The sequence below is a fragment of the Pedobacter lithocola genome (assembly GCF_042650845.1).
Taxonomy (GTDB): Bacteria; Bacteroidota; Bacteroidia; order Sphingobacteriales; family Sphingobacteriaceae; genus Pedobacter; species Pedobacter lithocola.
The window spans coordinates 305,228-327,439 of sequence record NZ_JBHSBW010000013.1; the positions used below are offsets into that span (position 1 = coordinate 305,228).

Consider the following 22,212-nt stretch of genomic DNA (forward strand, 5'->3'; position numbering starts at 1 on the left):
GATAATTCAGTTTTATTCTTTATAGCTCTATAAAATGTTTTTTTATTAATGAGGTTTATAAGCTATATTCTCCAATTTATTTGTTGATTTAACACTAAAATTGATGGCCGTTTTATTAGCTTTACAGTATGCAGGCAATTAATTTTGAAAACGAAACCAGTTACGGAAATTTAGAATTACTAGCACAGCAGGTGGTAGAAGGCTTTATAACGGGCTTGCATAAAAGTCCTTTTCATGGTTTTTCTGTCGAATTTGCCGAGCATCGCCAATACAATACCGGAGATAACGTAAAAAATATAGATTGGAAGTTATTTGCCAAAACGGATAAACTCTACAGCAAAAGATTTGAAGAAGAAACCAACTTGCGCTGCCAATTTGTAATTGATGTTTCATCTTCAATGTATTTTCCAGAGCCTAAAAGTAATAAACTTACATTTTCTATTCAGGCTTCAGCATCTTTAATGTATTTGCTAAAAAAACAGCGAGATGCTTTCGGTTTAAGCTTATTCGACGAAGAAATTTTAATGAATTCGCCTGCTAAATCAACAACAGTTCATCAAAAATATTTATTTGCCCAGCTCGAAGAGTTGCTGCAAAAACCCAAAGTAAATGCTAAAACAAACATCAGCGAAGCCTTACATCAGGTTTCTGAATTTATACATAAGCGTTCTTTGGTGATTATTTTTAGCGATTTATTTAATACACAAAGCAATAACACTGACGATTTTTTTGATGCTTTGCAACATTTGAAGTTTAATAAGCATGAGGTGGTAGTTTTTAATGTGGTTGATAAATCAAAAGAAGTAGATTTTGATTTCGACAATCGCCCGCATCAATTTATTGATATGGAAACAGGAGCAATAATTAAGGTGCATACCAATCAGGTTAAAGAAAATTACACAGCTGCTGTGAATAATTATCGTCAGCAAATTGCTTTAAAGTGTGCTCAATATAAAATAGATTTAATAGATGCCGATATCAATGAAGGCTTCTATCCTATACTTCAGGCATATTTAATTAAAAGGCAAAAGCTGGGTTAATTAATTAGCAAAGTTAAATCTAACTTACCTACTGATATTTAAATAAAAAACCTCATGTATTTTGCAATACATGAGGTATCAGATAAGGGTAACCGGAAAACTAAAAAACTAATTATGAGTTTTTAGAATTTAACAAAACGGAAATCGCTTCTTGTGTTTTGTTATTTCAAAGGTGCATTTCAATTATGAAGTTTTAGTGAAGAAATCTTTTGTAAAACTTATAGTTCTTAAATTTCTCCTATCACAATCGAGTACTTCTGTTTTACAAATTACCTCGCAATTCCTGTTCACGCTCTAAAGATTCGAATAATGCCTTAAAATTTCCTGCGCCAAAGCTTTGTGCACCTTTTCGCTGAATAATTTCGAAGAACAATGTAGGTCGGTCTTCAATTGGTTTAGTAAAAATTTGCAGTAAGTAACCTTCCTCATCACAATCAACCAAAATACCCAAATCTTCTAAAATTTTAATTTCTTCATCAATCTCTCCAACACGCTGTGGCATCATATCATAATAAGCTTCTGGTGGCGCACTTAAAAACTCAACACCTCTCGATTTCAATTCTGTAACGGTTTTTACAATATCTTTTGTTGCAACCGCAATGTGCTGCACACCTTCGCCTTCGTAATATTCTAAATACTCCTCAATTTGCGATTTCTTTTTGCCCTCAGCCGGTTCGTTAATCGGGAATTTCGAAAATCCATTTCCATTGCTCATTACCTTACTCATCAAAGCAGAGTATTCGGTATTAATTTGTTTATCATCAAAAGATAAAATGTTTACGAAACCCATCACATCTTCATACCATTTTACGGCTTCGTTCATACGGTTCCATCCAACATTTCCTACACAATGATCTACATACAACAAACCCGCATCACTTGGTTGATAATCACTTTCCCAAACGCGATATCCGGGCAAGAATGCACCACTATAATTTTTCCGCTCTACAAACATGTGAATGGTTTCTCCATAAGTGTAAATTCCGCTTAATTTAACTTCACCGAATTCATCGGTTAAAGTTTGTGGCTCTTGGTAAGGTTTAGCACCACGTTTGGTGGTTTCTTCAAAAGCACTATATGCATCATCAACCCAAAGCGCTAAAACTTTAACACCATCGCCATGTTTTTTAACATGCTCAGAAATTGGATGTTCTGATTTAAGTGCCGTTGTCAAAATCAACCTGATTTTTCCTTGCTGTAAAACATAAGATGCTCTATCTCTCACACCAGTTTCTGGACCAGCGTAAGCTAAGCTTTGAAAGCCGAAGGCTGTTTTGTAATAATGAGCGGCTTGCTTAGCATTGCCAACATAAAATTCTATATAATCGGTGCCGTTAATTGGCAAAAAGTCTTGTGCCTTCGATATTTTTTCTGCAAATGTTAGTGTTTCCATTTTTTGCTGTTGTAAAGTTTAAATGTTTTAAAATTGAGATGTTTACCAAATCCTGTAAATCCTAAAATCTTACTAATCCTGGTACTATTCTACGTTAATCTGCCAACTTTTATGATAGTTTTCATCTTCTATATCCAGAGCATCTTGCGTTAGCATTAATGGTTTAAAAGGATCGATCATAACTGCAAGTTCATCTGTTTTTTCTTTACCGATAGATTTCTCTACTGTACCCGGATGTGGACCGTGGGGGATACCTCCAGGATGTAGTGTAATTTGACCTTTAACAACGCTTTTTCTGCTCATAAAATCACCATCAACGTAATACAAAACCTCATCACTATCAACATTACTGTGGTTGTATGGTGCAGGAATAGAATCTGGATGGTAATCGTATTTGCGGGGAACAAAAGAACATACTACGAAATTATGTCCTTCGAATGTTTGGTGTACTGGTGGTGGCTGGTGCAAGCGACCAGTTATTGGTTCAAAATCGTGTATTGAGAATGCATAAGGATAATGATAACCATCCCAACCTACATAATCAAAGGGATGCGTACCATACGTGTAAGGATAAATTAATCCTTGTTTTTTAATGAGCACTTTAAAATCTCCATATTCATCATGCGTTTGAAGGTTTTCTGGCAATCTTAAATCGCGTTCGCAATACGGAGAATGTTCCATTAACTGCCCAAACTGATTTAAATATCTTTTTGGTGGCCTTAGCGGACTAAAACTTTCTAATATAAACAATCGGTTTTCTTCTGTATCGAAGTCTAACTGGTAAATTGTACCTCTTGGGATGATAAGATAGTCGCCATAAGCAAATTTTATTTCTCCAAAACCTGTTTTTAACTTACCGGAACCTTCATGCACAAAAATCATTTCATCAGCCTGACTATTTTTGTAGAAGTAATCTGTCATTGATTTTCTTGGTGCAGCCAAAACGATGTGTAAATCGCTATTCACCAAAACTGGCTTACGGCTTTGCAGATAATCATCTTCTGGTTTAACTTTGAAACCAATAAGGCTGGTGTGTTTTAAATGTTTTTCTCTGGCAATTTTAGGCTCAACGCTATACGATTCACCTAAATGCTTTACAATTGTTGGCGGGTGACAGTGATAAACAAGCGAATAAAGGCTAGAAAAACCTTCCGTTGAAACCAATTCCTCGGCGTATAAATTTCCATCGGGTTTACGAAAAACCGTATGTCGCTTTGCAGGAATTTGCCCCAATTTATGATAAACAGGCATAATTATTTATGTTATGGTTAGAAGAAAATCTTTAAAAAAGAACAATTAAAACGGCATTGCGTTTCAATCAATAGAAATTACAGAGAATATTGAGCCATGATTAATTTCGATAGCATTTTATAACGACGTGCAGCAATTGCATCGTTTACAAGATTGATATGTAATGCTTTTAAAATCATGGATTTGATGATGCTAAAGTAAGCAATTTATTTAAAAGATGATTTTAGATTTTTAAAAAAAAATAATTCATAGTTTTAATATAATGCTATTGATTAGCTTTACAGCGTATTTTAACCAAATTATATGAACCCGAAATAACTAAAATTTTTATTTAAATTATTTCGTCTACATCTTACCACTAAAAATAAAATTTATAAAAGATGAAATTAGTATCATACAAAACCGAAGACCGTGAGCATCTTGGCGTTTACATAAATGGGCACATTTATAATTTAAATAGCTGCGATAAGTTGCTTCCTGATAACATGAATGAATTTTTGCAGGGAGGTGATGTGCTAATGGAAAGAGCTAAAAAGGTTGATGCCCAAATAAAGAATGGAAGCTTTGAAGCCAAGGAGGAAATTTTTTATGAAATCCTGGCTCCGGTTCCGCATCCTACCAGTTGCAGAGATGGTTATGCTTTTAGGCAACATGTTGCGGCCGCTCGCCGTAATAGAAAGGTAGAGATGATTCCTCAGTTTGATGAATACCCTATATTTTATTTCACAAATCATAATGCCATCCAGGGTACAGGAGATATTGAGTGCATGCCCGATCATTTCGAAAAATTAGATTTTGAACTTGAACTCGCGATTGTAATTGGTAAAAAAGGCAGAAACGTTACCGCTGCAGAAGCTGATGAATATATTGCCGGGTATATGGTGATGAATGATATGAGTGCCAGAACATTACAAATGGAAGAAATGTTATTAAATCTTGGTCCGGCTAAAGGAAAAGATTTTTCTACAGTTATTGGGCCATGGTTGGTTACACCCGATGAAATTGAACAATATAAAGTAGCACCAAAAGATGGACACACAGGCAATGCCTATAATTTAAAGATGACTTGTCGTGTAAATGGAATAGAAGTATCAAAAGGTAATGCTGCAGATATGGATTGGACTTTTGCCGAAATTATAGAACGTTGTGCTTATGGCGTTGATATTTTACCTGGTGATGTAATCGGCTCAGGAACTGTTGGAACAGGTTGCTTTCTCGAATTAAATGGAACTGGTTTATTAAATGATCCAAATTATAATAGCCAGTGGTTACAACCTGGTGATGTTGTGGAAATGGAAATTACAGGCTTAGGTGCGCTAACAAATACCATTATAAAAGCAAATACAGATTTCTCGATTTTAGGTTTGAAGAAGAAGTAATGCTAACCCTAAAAACATCCGATTTATCTGCCGTTCAGCTGCAAGATTATTTACAGTATGCTATTGCGCCTCGCCCAATTTGCTTCGCTTCTACAGTTGATAGTGAAGGCAATGTTAATTTAAGCCCTTTCAGCTTTTTTAACATGTTTAGTACTAAGCCGCCCATTTGCATATTTTCGCCAGCTCGGCGTGTTCGCGATAATACTACAAAGCATACGCTCGAAAACGTTCTTCAGGTAAAAGAGTGTGTTATAAATATCGTGAATTATGATATGGTTCAGCAAATGAGTTTAGCCAGTACAGAATACGCTAAAGGTGTAAACGAATTTGAAAAGGCGGGCTTTACAATGTTAAAATCCGAAATTGTAAGTCCGCCAAGAGTGGCCGAAGCACCGGTACAATTTGAATGCATTGTTAACGAGGTTATCCCTTTGGGTGAAAATCATGGTGCAGGGAATTTAATTCTGGCTGAAATTAAACTCATTCATATTAATGAGGAAATTTTAGATGAAAATGAAAAAATAGATCAGCAAAAGATAGATTTAGTTGCCCGTTTAGGAGGAGATTGGTATTGCCGTGTTACTTCAGAAAATTTATTTAAAGTTGCAAAACCACTAACTACGCTAGGTATTGGAATAGACAGTTTACCAAAATCAGTTCGTTTATCAAAAGTATTAACAGGAAATGATTTAGGTAAGTTAGGAAACGTAGAGAAGTTGCCAAACATTGATGAAGTTGATGCAATAATCAATTTGCCTGCTGTAAAAGAAGTTTTAGATGCTACAATTGGTGATGCATCGAACAGAGAAAGAGAATTGCACGAATTAGCAAAAAGTTTTATAGCTAACGAAAATATTGAACTTGCATTAAAGATTGTTTTAATTTAAATTTAGGTATAACAAACTTAATTATGAATACAACTGTAGCGGTCGATCAATACATTGCTAATTCAAAAGAATTTGCCATCCCCATTTTAGAACATTTGAGGAAACTGATACATCAAGCAGATACCAGAATTGAAGAAAAAATAAAATGGAGCATGCCTTTCTTTGACTATAAAGGACCTGTTTGCCATTTTGCAGCCTTTAAAAATCATTGTGTTATGGGCTTTTGGAAGGCTTCGTTAATGAATGATGACTATCATATATTCCAAAAAAGCTCCGATGCTATGGGTTGGTTAGGAGAAATTAAATCATTTGCCGATTTACCTGAAGATGATATCATAATTGCTTACATACAACAAGCCATTGAGTTAAACGAAGCGGGGATTAAATTGCCAACCAAACAGAAATCCGCATCGAAGGAATTAGTAGTTCCACAATATTTTATAGATGCACTTCAAGATGATCCAAAAGCAATGGCTATCTTCCAAAATTTTACTTATTCTGTTAAAAAAGAATATGTAGACTGGTTATTAGAAGCAAAAACTGAAGCTACAAGAATTAAGCGCTTAGAAACTGCAGTTGAGTGGATTTCAGAAGGCAAAACCAGAATGTGGAAGTATAAAAAGTAATACTATAAGATACTCACAATTTTCATAAAACGGTTTTTGTAATGGCCGTTAAATTCTGTTATGGTTACACTGTGAGCTTTGCCAGATGAAGCATGAATAAATTTAATCCCAGAATCATCAATAGAATATACGATACCTACGTGACCGATTCTCCTCACTTTTGAATTACTGCCTGTAAAAATTAAAACATCGCCAACTTTAGCATTTTCAATGCTTGTTTCGGTTCCAGTTGCACTAAATTCTCTTGAAGAACGTGGTACTTTAAATCCAAAATTACTAAAAACGTAACTTACAAAACCCGAACAATCGAACCCAATTTTTGGATTGCTTGTCGCATATCGGTAAGGAATGCCTAACATGCTTTTTGCGAAATCTATAAGGTTGGTAGAGTTTGTTGAATTTGTAGTTTTGAGCGGTTTCTCAGAGGTTTTAGGAAGATTAGTGACCAATGTTTTTACTAATTCCTGATATTGTACTGGTAGTGTTGTTTGTGCTTTTCCTGCAGTTGCAGACAAAATGAAAAACGAAATTGATGTTAATATTTTCTTCATATGTTGATATCAAAGATAGAAATTTTTTTCAAATCAGATCAATTGTGGAAAAACAGTGTAAATGTAAAACCCCAAAAAGAGTTCAAATTTTTGGGGCTAAGTGTTGCTAAAGCTAATGATTATTAGATATTTGGAAACATAGTTTCGGCTTTTTCTCCTAAAAATGGTATTGGTTTTTTCTGCCCTTGAATCGCTCCAATTAAACCAATTAACCATAGTATAAATAAAATCACATATAAAATGGAAAACAAATAGTATAACGTTGGTGAAGCTGTAGCAAATAGTATAATTGTTTGAAGGATGTTTAACCCAATATAAATCAGATTTATTAAAAGGGATTGCCTTAAGTGAAAACTTCCTAATGAAGTTTTTTTGTCTTTATGTAATGCAAAATAGGCGATTAGCCATCCAATTATTGTAAAGTAGCTTACTATACTTGCTGTTTTACCGTCTTCAACTGGAATTGGATTGGTTTGATAGGGGTTGTTTGTTTCCATAAATACCGATTATTTGATTGATTATCAATACCCTAAATAACAAATAATTTATAGCAATTTAAAATTTTTATTCAACTATGGAGTAGTAACTGCTACTGGTAAAATTTTACCATTAAAAAATTTCTGACCAGTTTTTGCGAAATCTGCTACGTATTTACCCATTTCAAAAGCCATAACCGGACTTTGATATCCTGGAAAAGCAGTTTCAAGCATTTCAGTTTGTGCCGAGCCTAAGGCCAGGCAATTTACTTTTATTCCTGTTTCAGCCAATTCAAAAGCTAAACATTCAGTTAGTGTGTGTAGTGCCGCCTTACTAGCCGAATAAGCCGATAAACCAGGAAATTTAACACTTCCTTGGAAACCACCCATGCTACCTATATTTACTATATGGCTCCCAGTTTGCATTAAAGGAATCGTATTTTGTATCATTCTAAAATGCGAAATCACATTGCTTTGTAGCATTTCACCTAAGTCTTCTTCTGTAGTTTCTAAAAATGGTTTATTTATTAAGGCGCCAGCATTATTTATCAAAATATCGATAGTACCTAATCGTTCTTTTAAAAATGGAACCAATGCAGCATAATCATCATTTACAATATCAAATTCTACTGGGTAAAGAATGCATTTTGGATTTATACCTCTAGCTATTTCTAGTAATTTGCGAAGCTTTTCAGCAGACCGGGCAATGGCTACTATTTTATTATCGTTGTGTAAGCTAAATTCTAAGGCGGTTTCAAAGCCTATTCCGCTACTTGCGCCAGTAATTATAATGTTCATTGTTTTTTGGGTTTACCTCAGCTTATTGAGGTGAAGATAATTTACAGGATATTTTATATAATTCTTATTAATCTAGGGATTAACGAGTTCAACTGTATCAATGATTTTTTCAAAATCACTAATATTATTAGTGAGCAGTTTTGCATTTAATACTTTAGCTGATGCATAAATAATAGCATCAGGCGTTTTTATCTTATAGTTTTGCCTTAAAGAAATTACGATGTTTTTTATTTCTGAATTAAGTTCAATAATTACACAATCAGCAAAAATTGCTTATAGGCTCAATTTGTCTTTTATATTGAATAATTGCCAACCTAATAATTCAATTTCTGAAAATACTGAAACGATCACAGTGCCCATCTAAAAATGGCCCTGTCTTTTCTGAACCCTCATGTACATTTATAAGAAAGTTTGTATCAGCAACAAAACTAAATAAACTCATCTCTTATTTCTTTCTGATAATTTAATCCATCCAATCCCATTTGAAGTTTACCAAAATGTTTTCGTAAAGTTTTTTTATTAGCACTTTCCGATATTTTTTTGATTACCTCTTGTACTTTTTTTAGTAACAGGTGTTTGAATTTCTATTATCATAATCAAATTTAATCAATTAAAATTAATTTCTAATTAATCTATTATCAGTTGTGATACTGGATTTTTGATAACATGTAAGCCATCATTTATTAATTTGGTGTGTTCGGGCTCTCGTCCGGCTTTTATTTCCAAGTATATTAATAACTCTTTTTCCAATTGATGATAGATTTTTTTATGAAACACAAGTTCTAAAACTTCCAGTGCACAAAGCCAATCTTGCCTGTGGTTGGTTTTTAGTTGCTCAAAAATTTGATTAAGCTTTTCCATTCCCTCACCACTTTCTCTTATCGCTCTAACAGTTTTATATAGATTGTGTAGTTCAAGAGTTTTCTTATCGTACGAAATTTTATGCGTTTTGGCAGTACTTATTAATGGGATTTCTTCATACGCATCCTTATCGGCAGCGCCATTAAAAACCGAAATTATTTTTTCACCAACAGCCATGTCATACACACCCCAATCTGGCTGAAATAAAATAATTCCTTTACTTTCTTTTACTGTACAATCTGTAAAAGCAATTACTATCAGCTTATCATTTTCTATTAAAATATCTTTAACGATACCTTTAACATTAATCCCGCTTTCAAATGTCAAATCAGCAGTTTCGTCTATAAAAATACCGATAGATTTCAATTCAGCACTTGAATAATTTTCGAGAGCTTTGCCGGCATTTTTTAATTTACCTACCGGGGATGAAAAACCATCTTTATGATAATCTTTGCCATGGCTTTGTAGTTGTTTTCCTTCAAATGCCAAAGCTGATGGTCCTGTAGTTTTAATGAAAGTTACATCATCATTTGCACCAATACCTATATCTGTAAAAACTCCGCTCACTTGTAAGCCCGAGCTATAAACCGCTGTTGCAACATTTTTACAACTAATCGCTTTCATAATACTTTCTGTACCGCCTCGTCTAAATGCCATGGTATCAGCAAATTGCTCTAATACATCGATAAGATTTTGAAAAGTTTCGGTAACAAAAAGCTGCGGCTGTGTTTTAGTTATATCATAAGGGTAATTAACCGTGTACATGTTGTACCACAGTTTTTTAACATTATTTTGCATGCACGAAGCACTTTCTCCAATTGATGAAAGTAAACCTGCACCATATATTTTTGGGTTCTCCAAGGTTCCTATCAAGCCATATTCTACTGTCCACCAATGTAAGCGACCCAACAAAGCCATTTCTGATGGTTCACCCATATTTGCACTAATGTACCGAAGTTCCTTTTCGGCTTTTGCAATTTCAACTTCATCAGAATTTACCGCCTCTTTTAAAATAGATAGTTTTCTAATGGCTTCATAAAGTTCAAAATCCTTCGCCGAAAACATTGCTTTCGCACCAATTGAGCCGAAATAACTTAGGTAATTATTATAATCTGTATCGGCAATAATGGGTGCATGCCCTGCACTTTCATGAATAATATCAGGAGCTGGAGTATATTCAATATGATTAATCTGGCGTATATCTGCCGCAATAACCAAAACACGATATGCCTGATATTCCATAAAAGCGGCTGGCGGGATAAAGCCATCTACGGTTACAGCGCCCCAACCAATTTTACCCAAATTATCATTCATGGTTTGTAAATCGGGGATGTATTCTATACTTAAACCTGCACTTTGCAAGCCTTTAATGTAAGGATAGTAAGCTACATTTTTTAAGTAACTGTAATTTTGGCGCATAACATAACGCCAAACGGCCTGATCTACGGGTGTGTATTTCTCGTAATTTTGGGCAACGATGAATTGCTTTAAATGCTTTGGTAATTTTGCTACCTGCGCATTATTAAAATCATTAAAATTGCTCATTCGGTATTATAAATAGTTAGATGCGGGCTAAGTTAGGTTGTTGATTTTACCTAAACAAGAAAGCAGTTCTATAAATTAACAGGATGAGATGAATATAGTTTTAACAGCTTCACTTTTGACAAAGCAGAAATAGAATACCTGCGTAATGTGCTTTAATTATTTTTTAAGCTTTTTTACGCTAAATGTAAAATAGTGCTGATATAAATAGCTAAAACCTGCGATTAGTACAGATACAACTACCTTAGAAACAGTTGGATAGATACCTAATATTTCGATAAAGAATTTCTGCATCGCAAACGTCAACAAGATATTAACAAGATTTAAATTTAAAAATCTCAACAGTTGGATGTGTGCTTTAACCTCACTATGTGTAAAAATAACATACCTGTTTAGTAAAAAGCTATAAGGTATAACAACCAAAAAATCTACAACTAAAGCAGCAGTTTCTCTTTTTAAAGAAAAAAGGTTAAAATCAATATCCTCTGTGTGAAAAAGATAATGGAAAGCAAGGTAGTAAACCACGTTTCCTAACAACCATGTACTACCACCAGTTGCTAAATACCTGAAATTGTGTTGAGAAATAAATCCTTTAAATGGCGGGTAAAAAAAATCAATAAAGGCTAAAATCGCTTTGCGCATTTGCGTACTATTTTTTTATGCGGTTGGATGAAATTAATATGCTCTACGCTTATGATTTGTAAAGCTTATCGGCAAAGATAATTTTTTGTACTAAACAATTACGAGTGTATTTATAAAATGTTTTTTTAATAAAACTAATCCTTGAATATGAAAGTTTAGGGAATACGACTAAGTGCAAGCTTGGGTTGAGCAACAAAATCGATAACGGCACACCATGTATAAGATGGGTGGCGCTGAATACTTACCCCAACTGTATTTAACTTATATTTTTGGTCGAGTAAGTTTAACCTGTGCCCAAGAGAGGGAACTCCACAATCTAACAGCAGATGACAAACAATATCCAGACTATTGGAATAGCCAAAATCGATATTCTCGCTCATTGGTTTATTCGGAAAATATTTGGCTAATCGCTGGCTAAATTTTAAGCCATTACTACTTTCATGCGTATCTAAATTATTTTTGTTTAAATCTATTGCATGTGCTCGGCTTAGAGAAGTTAATTGTTCATCTGGATAAAATAGTGGAAGGTTTTTAACCTTTATTTGTTTAAGCAGCGAAAGGTAATATGGGTTAGTTTTTATAAGCTTTAAATCATTGTAATTGCGGTATTTCCTAACTTTTTCATTGTAATTCGTGATATAATCTTGCAGAAACGTATTATAGAATTTCTCTCCATCTATACGGATTAAATTCATATACAGAATAATATTTTTCTCTTCGTTGGTAAGATAATCGGCGTTACGGGCAGTATTGGCCTGTCTAAATTCGCTATCTGTCCAGCTTTGAGCATAGACTTTAGTTTGCAGAGATATTAGAAATAGTAAACACAGGATTAGGCGATTCATCTATAAGATTTCATGGATAACGCCAGTTACTTTTTTTTATTTCTTTACACAAAAATTTTGGCACAAATTGAAAAAAAAATAATATTGCCACATTTAACTTTTAAAATAATTTCTCGTTTCAAAAAGTTAAATGTGGCAACACATATAGGCAAAAAGCTAGATAAACATTCCACCAGAAGCTTCGATGCGTTGTGCGTTAATCCACCTGGCTTCTTCGGTACAAAGAAATGCGACAACCGGACCAATATCATCTGGTAAACCTACGCGACCCAATGCGGTTTGAGAAGCTATCATTTTATTTAAGCCTTCATTATCTCGCACTGCTCCACCTCCAAAATCGGTTTCAATTGCGCCTGGTGCCACAATATTTACATTTATTCCTCTAGCACCAAGTTCTTTCGCCTGGTATTTGGTCAATGTTTCCATAGCGCCTTTCATTGATGCGTATGCTGCGTATCCTTGCAAAGCGAAACGGGCTAAACCACTTGATACATTTATAATTCCACCGCCATCATTTATTAAAGGCAATGCTTTTTGCGTTAAAAAGAATGCGCCTTTAAACTGAATATTTACTAAAGTATCAAACTGTTCTTCAGTAGTTTCTGCAAAAGAGGCGTGAATGCCAATACCTGCATTGTTTACCAGATAATCGAATTTATCGGCATTAAAAACGGATTTTAATAGAGATTTAACTTCCTTAAAGAAATTATCAAAGGATTTGCAATTTGCAACATCCAGCTGTAAGGCGGCTACATTAACACCAATTTCTTGCAGTTCTTTAACGGTTTCATCCGCATCTGCTTTTTTAGATTGATAGGTAAGTATAACATTTAGGCCTTTTTTGGCTAAATGAATCGCAGCATTTTTTCCTAATCCACGGCTGCCACCGGTTACCAGAACAATTTTATTTTGTGTTTCCATTTTTGTTTTTATTTGTTAAACAAAGTTATGCGGAAACCCGATGTAAAAATGGTGATGGTTTAAGTAAAAATGGTGAGTACTTAAGTTTTATATGGTGACAATTTCCTTTTTATCTGCTAATGATTTGAAATAAGTCTCCCGATATTGTTTTGGCGTTTGACCAGAGAAGTGTTTAAAAAACTTAGTGAAGTTGGATGGGTCGTACGTTAACGTTCTGGCAATTTCTGCAATAGGATTACTCACATTTTGCAACATCGATTTCGAAATTTCCATAAGCCTCTCTTCAAAAAAATAACATGGAGAATGACCAGTTGCTGATTTTATGGTGTTGCTGAAATGCGTAGGATGGACGTGCAATAATGCAGCAAAATCTCTAACCTCAAACATTTCAGTTGCTCTACCAGAAATAATATCGTCAAGGTGTTTGTCTAAAGCTCGTAAATAATCAGCCGCAATTTCGTGCTGACGAGCAAAGAATTTCTGAGGAATGTTCATATTGATGATTTTAAACTTAACAAATGTAAGAATTAAGAAATTTTATTATGGATAATAACTTCAGTTTGACTATTAATGATTTTTAAATAGCCGTAAGCATTTTACAAAAACGGTCGTCATAGCGAAGCTGGTTTTTTGAGCTGAAGCAATCTTTCTAATTTAATAGAATGCTTCGTACCTCGCAATGACTAAACGTTAAGTTTTTTTTAAAATATTAATCAAACCTTTTTTATGTCAAAACCTAGATGTTCTTAAGTGCGTAGGGTGGTAAAAGATATAAATCACAAAAAAGCCACAAGTGATAAACCTGCGGCTAAATAATATTATCAATAGATGCTGAAGTAATTCAGCACGACGAATTTTTTAAGCTAAAAGCGTTTTCCAGCTAACGGCTTTACCAATGATATCACCTAAATCAGCAATGGCCACACGTTCCTGTTCCATGCTATCGCGATGGCGGATGGTAACAGTATTGTCCTCTAAACTTTGGTGATCAATTGTTAAACAAAAAGGCGTTCCAATTGCATCCTGACGGCGGTAGCGTTTACCGATCGCATCCTTCTCTTCATAAATACAATTGAAATCAAATTTCAAAGTATCCATAATTTCTCGAGCCTTTTCTGGCAAACCATCCTTTTTAGTTAAAGGGAAAACGGCAACCTTGTAGGGAGCTAAGGCTGGGTGTAAACGCAATAACGTTCGGCTATCTTGTTTATCTTCTGTGCTTAAATCCTGCTCTTCAAATGCATTAATCATTGTAAGCAAAAACATACGATCTAACCCAATCGAAGTTTCAATAACGTATGGCACATAGTTACCGTATGGCTTGCCATCTTCATTTAAATCGTTATCGAAATACTGTAATTTCTTACCAGAAAACTCCTGGTGTTGTGTTAAATCGAAATCGGTGCGGCTGTGAATACCTTCAACTTCTTTAAATCCGAATGGGAATTCGAACTCAATATCTGTTGCGGCGTTAGCATAATGCGCAAGTTTAACATGGTCATGGTAGCGGTATTTTTCAGGGGCAGTTCCCAAAGCTTTATGCCATTTCAAGCGAGCTTCTTTCCAGTATTCAAACCATTTTTTATCCTCACCAGGGCGAACGAAAAACTGCATTTCCATTTGTTCAAATTCACGCATACGCATGATAAACTGGCGGGCAATTACCTCATTTCTAAATGCTTTACCAATTTGGGCAATACCGAAAGGAATTTTCATTCTTCCCGATTTTTGAACATTCAAAAAGTTTACAAAAATCCCTTGTGCCGTTTCCGGACGAAGATAAACCTCATCGCTGCCTTCAGCCATTGCACCAAACTGCGTACTAAACATCAGGTTAAACTGGCGAACATCTGTCCAGTTAGACGTTTTTGAAATTGGGCAAATTACTTTGTAATCAACGATTAAATCTTTCAGCTGTGCCAAATTCTCAGATTTTAGCGCAAGATTCATTTCTACCTCAAGTGCCAAACCTTTCTTAACAAATCTCCAGCTTGCCTCTTCAATAAAAGGATACTTAGCAACTTCTAAAATACCATCTTCATCTTTAAAACTAGGTACCCAGCTTACCTGTCCTTCATCGCTCAACCCTAAAATTTCTTGTTGAAATTCTTCAAATTTAGCTTTGTTTTCTGCCGAGAAATTTGCTAATTCAGCATAAAGCTCATCAATTTTATTTTCTAATAACTGGTCTGCACGATAACGTTTTTTCGAATCTTTATTATCAATCATCGGGTCGTTAAAACCATCCACATGTCCGCTGGCTTTCCAAACTTTTGGATGCATGAAAATTGCAGAATCAATTCCAACAATATTTTCATGCATTTGTACCATGGCTTTCCACCAGTACGCTTTAATGTTATTTTTCAATTCGGCACCCAACTGGCCATAATCGTAAACGGCACTTAGGCCATCATATATTTCGCTGCTTTGAAATACGAAACCGTATTCTTTAGCGTGTGATATTACATTTTTAAATTGTTCGTCGTTATTCTTTTGAGCCATAATGCTGGCAAAGATAATAAATAAGGTAAAAGGTTTTGACTAGGATTCCAAGGAATATCGGATTTTAGGATTTTGATTGTTGAATTGACAGATAAAGGTTTTTTCAGGCATAGCAATCAAAGCTTATTTCTTTGCAATTTTATAAAGTTTTCCATTATCGGTTACTGAATAAAGTGCGCCATCTTTTTCAACCATATCGCGGAAACGTTCGCCCTTACCTTCTAATAATCTTTCTTCACCGATAACTTTATTATCTTTTAATACCAGGCGAATAATATGTGAACCACCTAAACCACCAACAAAAAGATTGCCTTTCCATTCTGGAATTGCATTGCCGTTATAAAAAGCTATACAACCAGGAGAAATACTTGGGTTCCAGAAGTAAACGGGTTGTTCCATGCCCTCTTTTTGCTGAATGGCATCGCCCACAGCTTTACCGCTGTATTCTGTTCCGTAGGTAATGATTGGCCATCCATAGTTTTTTCCTGGTTTGATAAGGTTAACCTCATCACCACCTTTCGGACCAAATTCTGCTTCCCATAAATCTCCGCTTTGAGGATTAATGGCTAAACCATCAGGATTACGTAAACCTAATGCGTAAATTTCCGGTCTGGCATCTGCTTTACCAGCAAACGGTCCGTTCGGCACAGGCTTTCCATCTTTAGTTAGATGAAGAATTTTACCGAGAGAAGAATTTAAATATTGAGCTTGAATGCGGATATCGCCACCTGATCTTTCTCCTGTACTTACAAATAAATTGCCGTCCTTATCAAAAACAATTCTTGAACCATATTGCAATTTACCTCCATATGAGGGTGTTGCACGATAAATAACCATTTGATTTTCCAAAGCAGTTTCATTTGCTGATAGTTTTCCTTTAGCAATAGCTAATAAAACACCTTTATCTTGTGGCTCCGAATAGGCAAAATAAACCATCCTATTTTTTGAAAAATCTGGGTCTAAGGTTACATCAAGCAAGCCACCCTGACCTGATGGATCAACCTTAGGTAAACCAGTTATTGTTTTGCTTAATGTTCCATCGGAATTAAGTATAACCATTGTACCTTTCTTTTGCGTGATTAAAAAACCACCATTTGGTAAAACAGAAATTGCCCATGGATTTTCCAATTTCTCATTAATAACACTAATGTTTAAGGGAATAGTTGTTTTAACTCCAGCTATCCGGGTTTGACCTTCAAAGGCTGGTTTATAATCTGCCGAAGGTTGGTTGGCTTCTACAGGATTTTGTGCTGAAACAGAATTAGCAAGCATCAAACTGATTGAAAATGCCGCTATTGCTATTTGTAATGTTTTGTTAGTGAATGAGTTCATAGGTAATGATTAATTTAAATTAAAAGAACACAAATATTTTTGCAATAAAAAACCCGATTTCGATAAATGAACTCGGGTTTTAAATATGTTACACGTAATAGTAAGATTATTGTATCAGGCGTTGGGTATAAAATCCACACAACAAAGGACACCTTAAACCTTCCGCCTTATAACTTTCTACCTTATTAAGCTAATTGCTTATTTAGTTTTTCAGCTAATACTGATTTTGGAACTGCACCAACTTGTTTATCTACAACTTGTCCATCTTTAAAGTATAATAAAGCTGGAATGTTACGGATACCAAACTGCATTGAAATTTGCGGATTGTTATCTACATTAACTTTACCAACGATAGCTTTGCCATCGTATTCTTTCGCGATTTCTTCTACTACTGGACCAACCATGCGACAAGGGCCACACCATTCTGCCCAAAAATCTACTAATACGGGTTTATCTGATTTTAATACAAGCTCCTCGAAGTTTGCATCTGTGATTTCTAATGCCATAATTATTTTTTTATGTTCAAATATATGTATTCAATTGTAATGCCAACGATAATGTATTGCCAATTTGACATTTCTTTGAGGTACGAGTTGAAAAAGAATAATTGGTTTTCAATTAACCTTTAACCTTCCATCCTTATCCTTAATCCCTAAATCTTCCACCTTCTAACTCAATTAAGCTTATAGTTCACAACATTCAAACCTACCAATTGTTCTAGGAATTTGTTGTTCGGATTAATTTTTAAATTTTTTGAAGGTAAATCTAACATTATCTGTTTTTCACTATCAAAAACGGCGAAATTTAACTGGCAGTTTTGTTGATCAGAGTTTGCCTTATTGTCTGCTAAAATCGCTTCAATCTGACGCATCAAATCATCATTTACTCTTTCGATAGGAACTTGAATGGTAATGCTTTTGGTTAATTTATCCCTCAATTCAGACATTAAATTAATCGAAGTGATTTTAAATTCCCAATCACCAGCTTTGCCGAAACGTTCACCTACCCTGCCTTTAATCTGTAAGAAATATCCTTCCGTTAAAAATGATTTAAACTTTAAAAAATCCTCTCCAAACAAAGCCATCTCCGATGCATCTTCGTAATCTTCAAAAACAAAAGTACCAAAGGGTTTACCCGTTTTTGTTATTCTTTGCGATGCAGTAACAACCAAACCACCAACACATAATTCACGGTTTTTAAGCTTTTCAAATTCTGCTAAAACTTCTTCATTTGTATCGCCCATCCGTACTTTGTTGATGATGCTTAGTTGCCTAACACCATGCGTACAAAATTTATCGAGTTCTAATTTATAATTATCTAAGGGATGACCAGAAAGGAAAATTCCGATTGCATCCTTTTCATATTTAAGCCTATCCATTAACGCCCATTCTGGAGCTACAGGTAATGTTGGCTCTAAAATCATATCTGCTTTTGAACCTCCAAATAATGAGCCTTGTGAAGTGCTTTCATTATTTTGAAAGTCGTTGGCATACTTAATAATCTTTTCAATACCATTCATTTTATCGTTCGGACCAATATAAAAATACTGTGCCCTATGACCGCCAAATGCATCAAAAGCACCGCTGTAAACAAAACTTTCGTAAGCTTTTTTATTTACAATTCTGGTGTTAGACCGTTTTGCAAAATCGTAAACGGTAGCATAAGGACCATTCTCCAAACGTTCTTCGATAATACTTTCTACTGCCTTTTCGCCCACGCCCTTTACTGCCGACATGCCAAAACGAACCTCGCCTTTCGCATTTACAGAAAACTTTAAATCAGATTCATTAACATCAGGACCTAAAACTACCACTCCCATTTGCCGACATTCTTCCATAAAGAAAGCAACCTGTTTTATATCGCTCATATTATTTGAGAGTACCGCAGCCATATATTCTGCCGGATAATGTGCTTTTAAATAGGCTGTTTGATAAGCAATCCAGGCGTAACAAGTAGAGTGAGATTTGTTAAAAGCGTAAGAAGCGAATGCTTCCCAATCCTTCCAGATTTTTTCTAAAGTTGTAGCATCATGCCCCTTTTCTGCGGCTTGCTTTACAAACTTTGGTTTCATTTTATCAAGAACGTCTTTTTGTTTTTTACCCATTGCTTTACGCAAAACGTCGGCTTCACCTTTGGTAAAACCGGCTAACTTTTGCGACAAAAGCATCACCTGTTCTTGATAAACTGTAATACCGTAGGTTTCTTTCAGATATTCTTCACAAGCATCTAAGTCGTATTTTATGTCTTCTTCGCCATTTTTACGCTTAACAAAACTTGGAATGTACTCCATTGGTCCCGGGCGATACAACGCGTTCATGGCAATTAAATCGTCGAAAACAGTTGGCTTCAACTCCTTCATGTATTTCTGCATACCCGGACTTTCATATTGAAAAATCCCGATGGTTTCGCCTCGCTGAAAGAGTTCGTAAGTCAAAACGTCATCAATTGGAAAAGTATCTGGATCGAGAGAAATATCGTGTCTTTTTTTAACCAGCTTTACGGTGTCTTTAATAAGCGTTAGGGTTTTCAAACCCAAAAAATCCATTTTTAATAATCCGGCGCTTTCTACTACCGAGTTATCAAATTGGGTAACATATAAATCAGAATCCTTAGCTGTAGCAACAGGAACAAAGTTTGTAATATCGCTTGGTGTAATAATTACACCACAGGCATGAATACCAGTATTTCTTAAAGAACCTTCTAAAACCTGAGCTTGCTGTATGGTTTCGCCACTTAAATCTTTTGCAAGCCCCATCGCTTTCAACTCTTGAACCCGTTCATATTCATCCGGGCGTAAAGCATCTTTTAAAGCTTTTTCATCCAGATTAAAAATTTTAGCCAGCTTCATATTTGGAATAAGCTTGGCAATTTTATCTGCTTCGAATAAAGGCAAATCCAAAACCCTTGCGGTATCGCGAATGGACGATTTTGCAGCCATCGTTCCATAAGTAATAATCTGGGCAACCTGACTTGAACCGTATTTATTGATTACATATTCCATTACACGTCCGCGACCTTCATCATCAAAATCGATATCAATATCGGGCATGGAAACCCTATCGGGATTTAAGAAACGCTCAAAAAGTAAGTCGTACTTTAGTGGGTCGATATTGGTAATCCACAAGCAATAAGCAACTACCGAACCTGCCGCAGAACCACGACCAGGACCAACCGACACATCTCTCCTTCTGGCTTCGGCAATAAAATCTTGCACAATTAAGAAGTAACCCGGATAACCGGTTTTCTCAATCGTAGCCAATTCGAAATCCAATCTATCGGTAATTTCGGGCGTTAAAGTAGCATAACGTTTTTTCGCACCTTCGTATGTAAGGTAACGTAAGAATTTATTTTCACCACGTTTGCCTCCATCCGCTTCATCTTCTGACACCAAAAATTCTTCAGGAATATCAAATTTTGGCAGCAAAACTTCTCGAGCAAGCTGGTAACTTTCAATTTTATCAACAATTTCCTGAATGTTTAAAATTGCTTCCGGTAAATCGGCAAAAAGCGCTTTCATCTCTTCAGGAGATTTGAAATAATATTCTTGATTTGGCAAACCATAACGATAACCGCGACCTCGACCAATAGGTGTTGCCTGTTTTTCGCCATCTTTTACGCAAAGCAAAATATCATGAGCATTTGCATCTTTTTTGTTTATGTAATAAGTGTTATTTGTTGCTACTAGCTTTACATCATGTTTCTTAGCCAAAGAAATTAAAGAAGTATTAACTCTATTTTCATCTTCCTGGTTGTGGCGCATTACCTCAACATAAAAATCAGTTCCAAATTGAGCCTTCCACCAAAGCAATGCTTCTTCTGCCTGGTTTTCTCCCATGTTTAAAATCTTGTTGGCTATCTCTCCCGAAAGGTTACCTGATAAGACGATTATATCTTCCTTATACTGCTCTACAACATTTCTATCAATCCGTGGTACATAATAGAATCCTTTTGTGTATGCGATGGAGGACATTTTTGCCAGGTTATGGTAGCCCTTTTTATTCTTCGCTAAAAAAACCATTTGATATCCATTGTCTTTTGTGGTTCTGTTTAAATGGTCATCGCACACAAAAAACTCTACACCGATTATTGGTGTCATTACTACCTCAGTTGGCCGTTCACCAGCTTCAATAGCAGCTGCATTTTTAGCTTCTGCTGCTTTATTATGATTTAAAACGTTTGATACAAAATGAAAAGCACCCATCATATTTGCATGGTCTGTCATTGCAACTGCAGGCATTTTTTGAGCTGCCGCAGCCTTAACCAAATCGGGGATGCTAATGGTACTTTGTAAAACAGAAAACTGCGTATGGTTGTGTAAATGCACAAATGTTGCCGCAGCAAGTTCTTGCTTATTTTCTGCAAGTTCTTGTTTGGAAACACCACCACCTTCTGATTGCTGCAAACGCCTTCTAATTGTATCAGAAGCTGATTTTAAATTAACGTGTGGGATACCAAAACTAGGAATTGATGCTGGATTTACCTCTCTAAAACGAGGAAAATATGCTACATCTACCTGTAATTCTTCTTTGGTAAAAACCTCCTTTTTTATCAATTCTAAAAAGCATCGTGTAGTTGCCTCCACATCCGCAGTTGCATTATGTGCCTCATTAAATGGCACTCCAAAAAGGTAAGAATGTAATTCTGTTAAGGTTGGTAATTTGAATTTACCACCACGCCCACCGGGTAATTTTAGCAAGCTTGCGGTGATTTCGGTACAGGTATCTAAAACAGGCATTTTTGCAAGGCGATTTTCTATACCAAAACGGTAAAATTCGCTACCCATAATGTTTACATCGAAACCAACATTTTGGCCAACAATAAACTTTGATTTCGATAAAACTATATTAAATTTTACTAATACTTCGGCTAAGGTTATACCTTGCTCTTCTGCCAATTCAGTAGAAATACCATGAATCCGTTCTGCATCATATGGAATGTTAAAACCCTCAGGCTTAACTAAATAATCTTGATGTTCAACCAACTTACCCATCTCATCGTGAAGCTGCCATGCAATTTGAATACAACGTGGCCAATTATCAGTATCGGTAATTGGCGCATTGTAATTACGGGGCAAACCAGTGGTTTCAGTATCAAAAATTAAGTACATATTGTGCGGTAAAGAATTAGCCGTGTAGAAAATCTACGGTTCTTCAAAAATAGCAAATT

Annotated in this window: 19 protein-coding genes; 4 read left to right on the forward strand and 15 right to left on the reverse strand. The window is 35.3% G+C overall.

The features are described 5' to 3' along the window. Window positions 1-128: 128 nt before the first annotated feature. Window positions 129-1,040: a DUF58 domain-containing protein gene (locus ACFOWA_RS15315; protein WP_378986647.1), complete on the forward strand. Its 912-nt coding sequence runs from the start codon at window positions 129-131 to the stop codon at window positions 1,038-1,040. A 262-nt stretch (window positions 1,041-1,302) separates the two neighbouring features. On the opposite strand, the gene hppD is transcribed toward ACFOWA_RS15315, so the two are convergent. Then, a complete protein-coding gene (gene hppD, locus ACFOWA_RS15320; RefSeq protein WP_378986649.1) occupies window positions 1,303-2,433 on the reverse strand; it encodes a 4-hydroxyphenylpyruvate dioxygenase in 1,131 nt (376 codons plus the stop codon). A gap of 84 nt (window positions 2,434-2,517) precedes the next feature. Then, the gene (locus tag ACFOWA_RS15325; protein ID WP_378986651.1) at window positions 2,518-3,684 is read right to left on the reverse strand and encodes a homogentisate 1,2-dioxygenase; all 1,167 of its coding nucleotides are present in this window, start codon (window positions 3,682-3,684) and stop codon (window positions 2,518-2,520) included. 380 nt (window positions 3,685-4,064) lie between these two features. On the opposite strand from ACFOWA_RS15325, the gene ACFOWA_RS15330 reads away from it, so the two are divergent. From ACFOWA_RS15330 to ACFOWA_RS15340, 3 genes are read left to right on the forward strand one after another with little or no spacing between them, the layout of a single operon-like run. After that, entirely contained in the window at window positions 4,065-5,063 is a 999-nt protein-coding gene (locus ACFOWA_RS15330; RefSeq protein ID WP_378986653.1) for a fumarylacetoacetate hydrolase family protein, read from the forward strand. Continuing rightward, window positions 5,063-5,950, forward strand: a complete 888-nt coding sequence (locus ACFOWA_RS15335; protein WP_378986655.1) for a flavin reductase family protein — start codon at window positions 5,063-5,065, stop codon at window positions 5,948-5,950. Before ACFOWA_RS15330 ends, ACFOWA_RS15335 begins: the two co-directional genes overlap by 1 nt. A 23-nt stretch (window positions 5,951-5,973) precedes the next feature. Next, on the forward strand, window positions 5,974-6,576 hold the full coding sequence (locus ACFOWA_RS15340; protein ID WP_378986657.1) for a YdeI/OmpD-associated family protein: 603 nt from the start codon (window positions 5,974-5,976) through the stop codon (window positions 6,574-6,576). Between the two features lie 2 nt (window positions 6,577-6,578). On the opposite strand, the gene ACFOWA_RS15345 is transcribed toward ACFOWA_RS15340, so the two are convergent. The 13 genes from ACFOWA_RS15345 to dnaE form a co-directional block, all read right to left on the reverse strand. Then, window positions 6,579-7,127, reverse strand: coding sequence for a C40 family peptidase (locus ACFOWA_RS15345; protein ID WP_378986659.1), 549 nt, complete (start codon window positions 7,125-7,127; stop codon window positions 6,579-6,581). 122 nt (window positions 7,128-7,249) lie between these two features. Further along, window positions 7,250-7,624: a DUF4870 domain-containing protein gene (locus ACFOWA_RS15350; RefSeq protein WP_378986661.1), complete on the reverse strand. Its 375-nt coding sequence runs from the start codon at window positions 7,622-7,624 to the stop codon at window positions 7,250-7,252. Between the two features lie 75 nt (window positions 7,625-7,699). After that, the gene (locus ACFOWA_RS15355) at window positions 7,700-8,401 is read right to left on the reverse strand and encodes an SDR family oxidoreductase (RefSeq protein ID WP_378986663.1); all 702 of its coding nucleotides are present in this window, start codon (window positions 8,399-8,401) and stop codon (window positions 7,700-7,702) included. Window positions 8,402-8,473: 72 nt separating this feature from the next. After that, entirely contained in the window at window positions 8,474-8,671 is a 198-nt protein-coding gene (locus tag ACFOWA_RS15360; protein WP_378987735.1) for a PIN domain-containing protein, read from the reverse strand. Window positions 8,672-9,028: 357 nt separating this feature from the next. Next, window positions 9,029-10,807 carry an aromatic amino acid hydroxylase gene (locus tag ACFOWA_RS15365; protein ID WP_378986665.1) on the reverse strand — a complete coding sequence of 593 codons (1,779 nt, stop codon included), beginning with the start codon at window positions 10,805-10,807 and terminating at the stop codon, window positions 9,029-9,031. Between the two features lie 156 nt (window positions 10,808-10,963). Beyond that, a complete protein-coding gene (locus ACFOWA_RS15370) occupies window positions 10,964-11,446 on the reverse strand; it encodes a GtrA family protein (protein WP_378986667.1) in 483 nt (160 codons plus the stop codon). A gap of 155 nt (window positions 11,447-11,601) precedes the next feature. Next, the gene (locus tag ACFOWA_RS15375) at window positions 11,602-12,291 is read right to left on the reverse strand and encodes a CAP domain-containing protein (protein ID WP_378986669.1); all 690 of its coding nucleotides are present in this window, start codon (window positions 12,289-12,291) and stop codon (window positions 11,602-11,604) included. 156 nt (window positions 12,292-12,447) lie between these two features. Further along, window positions 12,448-13,212: an SDR family NAD(P)-dependent oxidoreductase gene (locus tag ACFOWA_RS15380; protein ID WP_378986671.1), complete on the reverse strand. Its 765-nt coding sequence runs from the start codon at window positions 13,210-13,212 to the stop codon at window positions 12,448-12,450. A gap of 87 nt (window positions 13,213-13,299) precedes the next feature. Continuing rightward, a complete protein-coding gene (locus tag ACFOWA_RS15385; RefSeq protein ID WP_378986673.1) occupies window positions 13,300-13,707 on the reverse strand; it encodes a helix-turn-helix domain-containing protein in 408 nt (135 codons plus the stop codon). A 363-nt stretch (window positions 13,708-14,070) separates the two neighbouring features. Continuing rightward, window positions 14,071-15,714: a glycine--tRNA ligase gene (locus ACFOWA_RS15390; RefSeq protein WP_378986675.1), complete on the reverse strand. Its 1,644-nt coding sequence runs from the start codon at window positions 15,712-15,714 to the stop codon at window positions 14,071-14,073. Window positions 15,715-15,837: 123 nt separating this feature from the next. After that, window positions 15,838-17,046: a PQQ-dependent sugar dehydrogenase gene (locus tag ACFOWA_RS15395; protein WP_378986677.1), complete on the reverse strand. Its 1,209-nt coding sequence runs from the start codon at window positions 17,044-17,046 to the stop codon at window positions 15,838-15,840. 185 nt (window positions 17,047-17,231) lie between these two features. Continuing rightward, window positions 17,232-17,552: a thioredoxin gene (gene trxA / locus ACFOWA_RS15400; RefSeq protein ID WP_109923776.1), complete on the reverse strand. Its 321-nt coding sequence runs from the start codon at window positions 17,550-17,552 to the stop codon at window positions 17,232-17,234. Window positions 17,553-17,719: 167 nt separating this feature from the next. Further along, entirely contained in the window at window positions 17,720-22,153 is a 4,434-nt protein-coding gene (dnaE, locus tag ACFOWA_RS15405) for a DNA polymerase III subunit alpha (RefSeq protein WP_378986679.1), read from the reverse strand. Window positions 22,154-22,212: the final 59 nt, after the last annotated feature.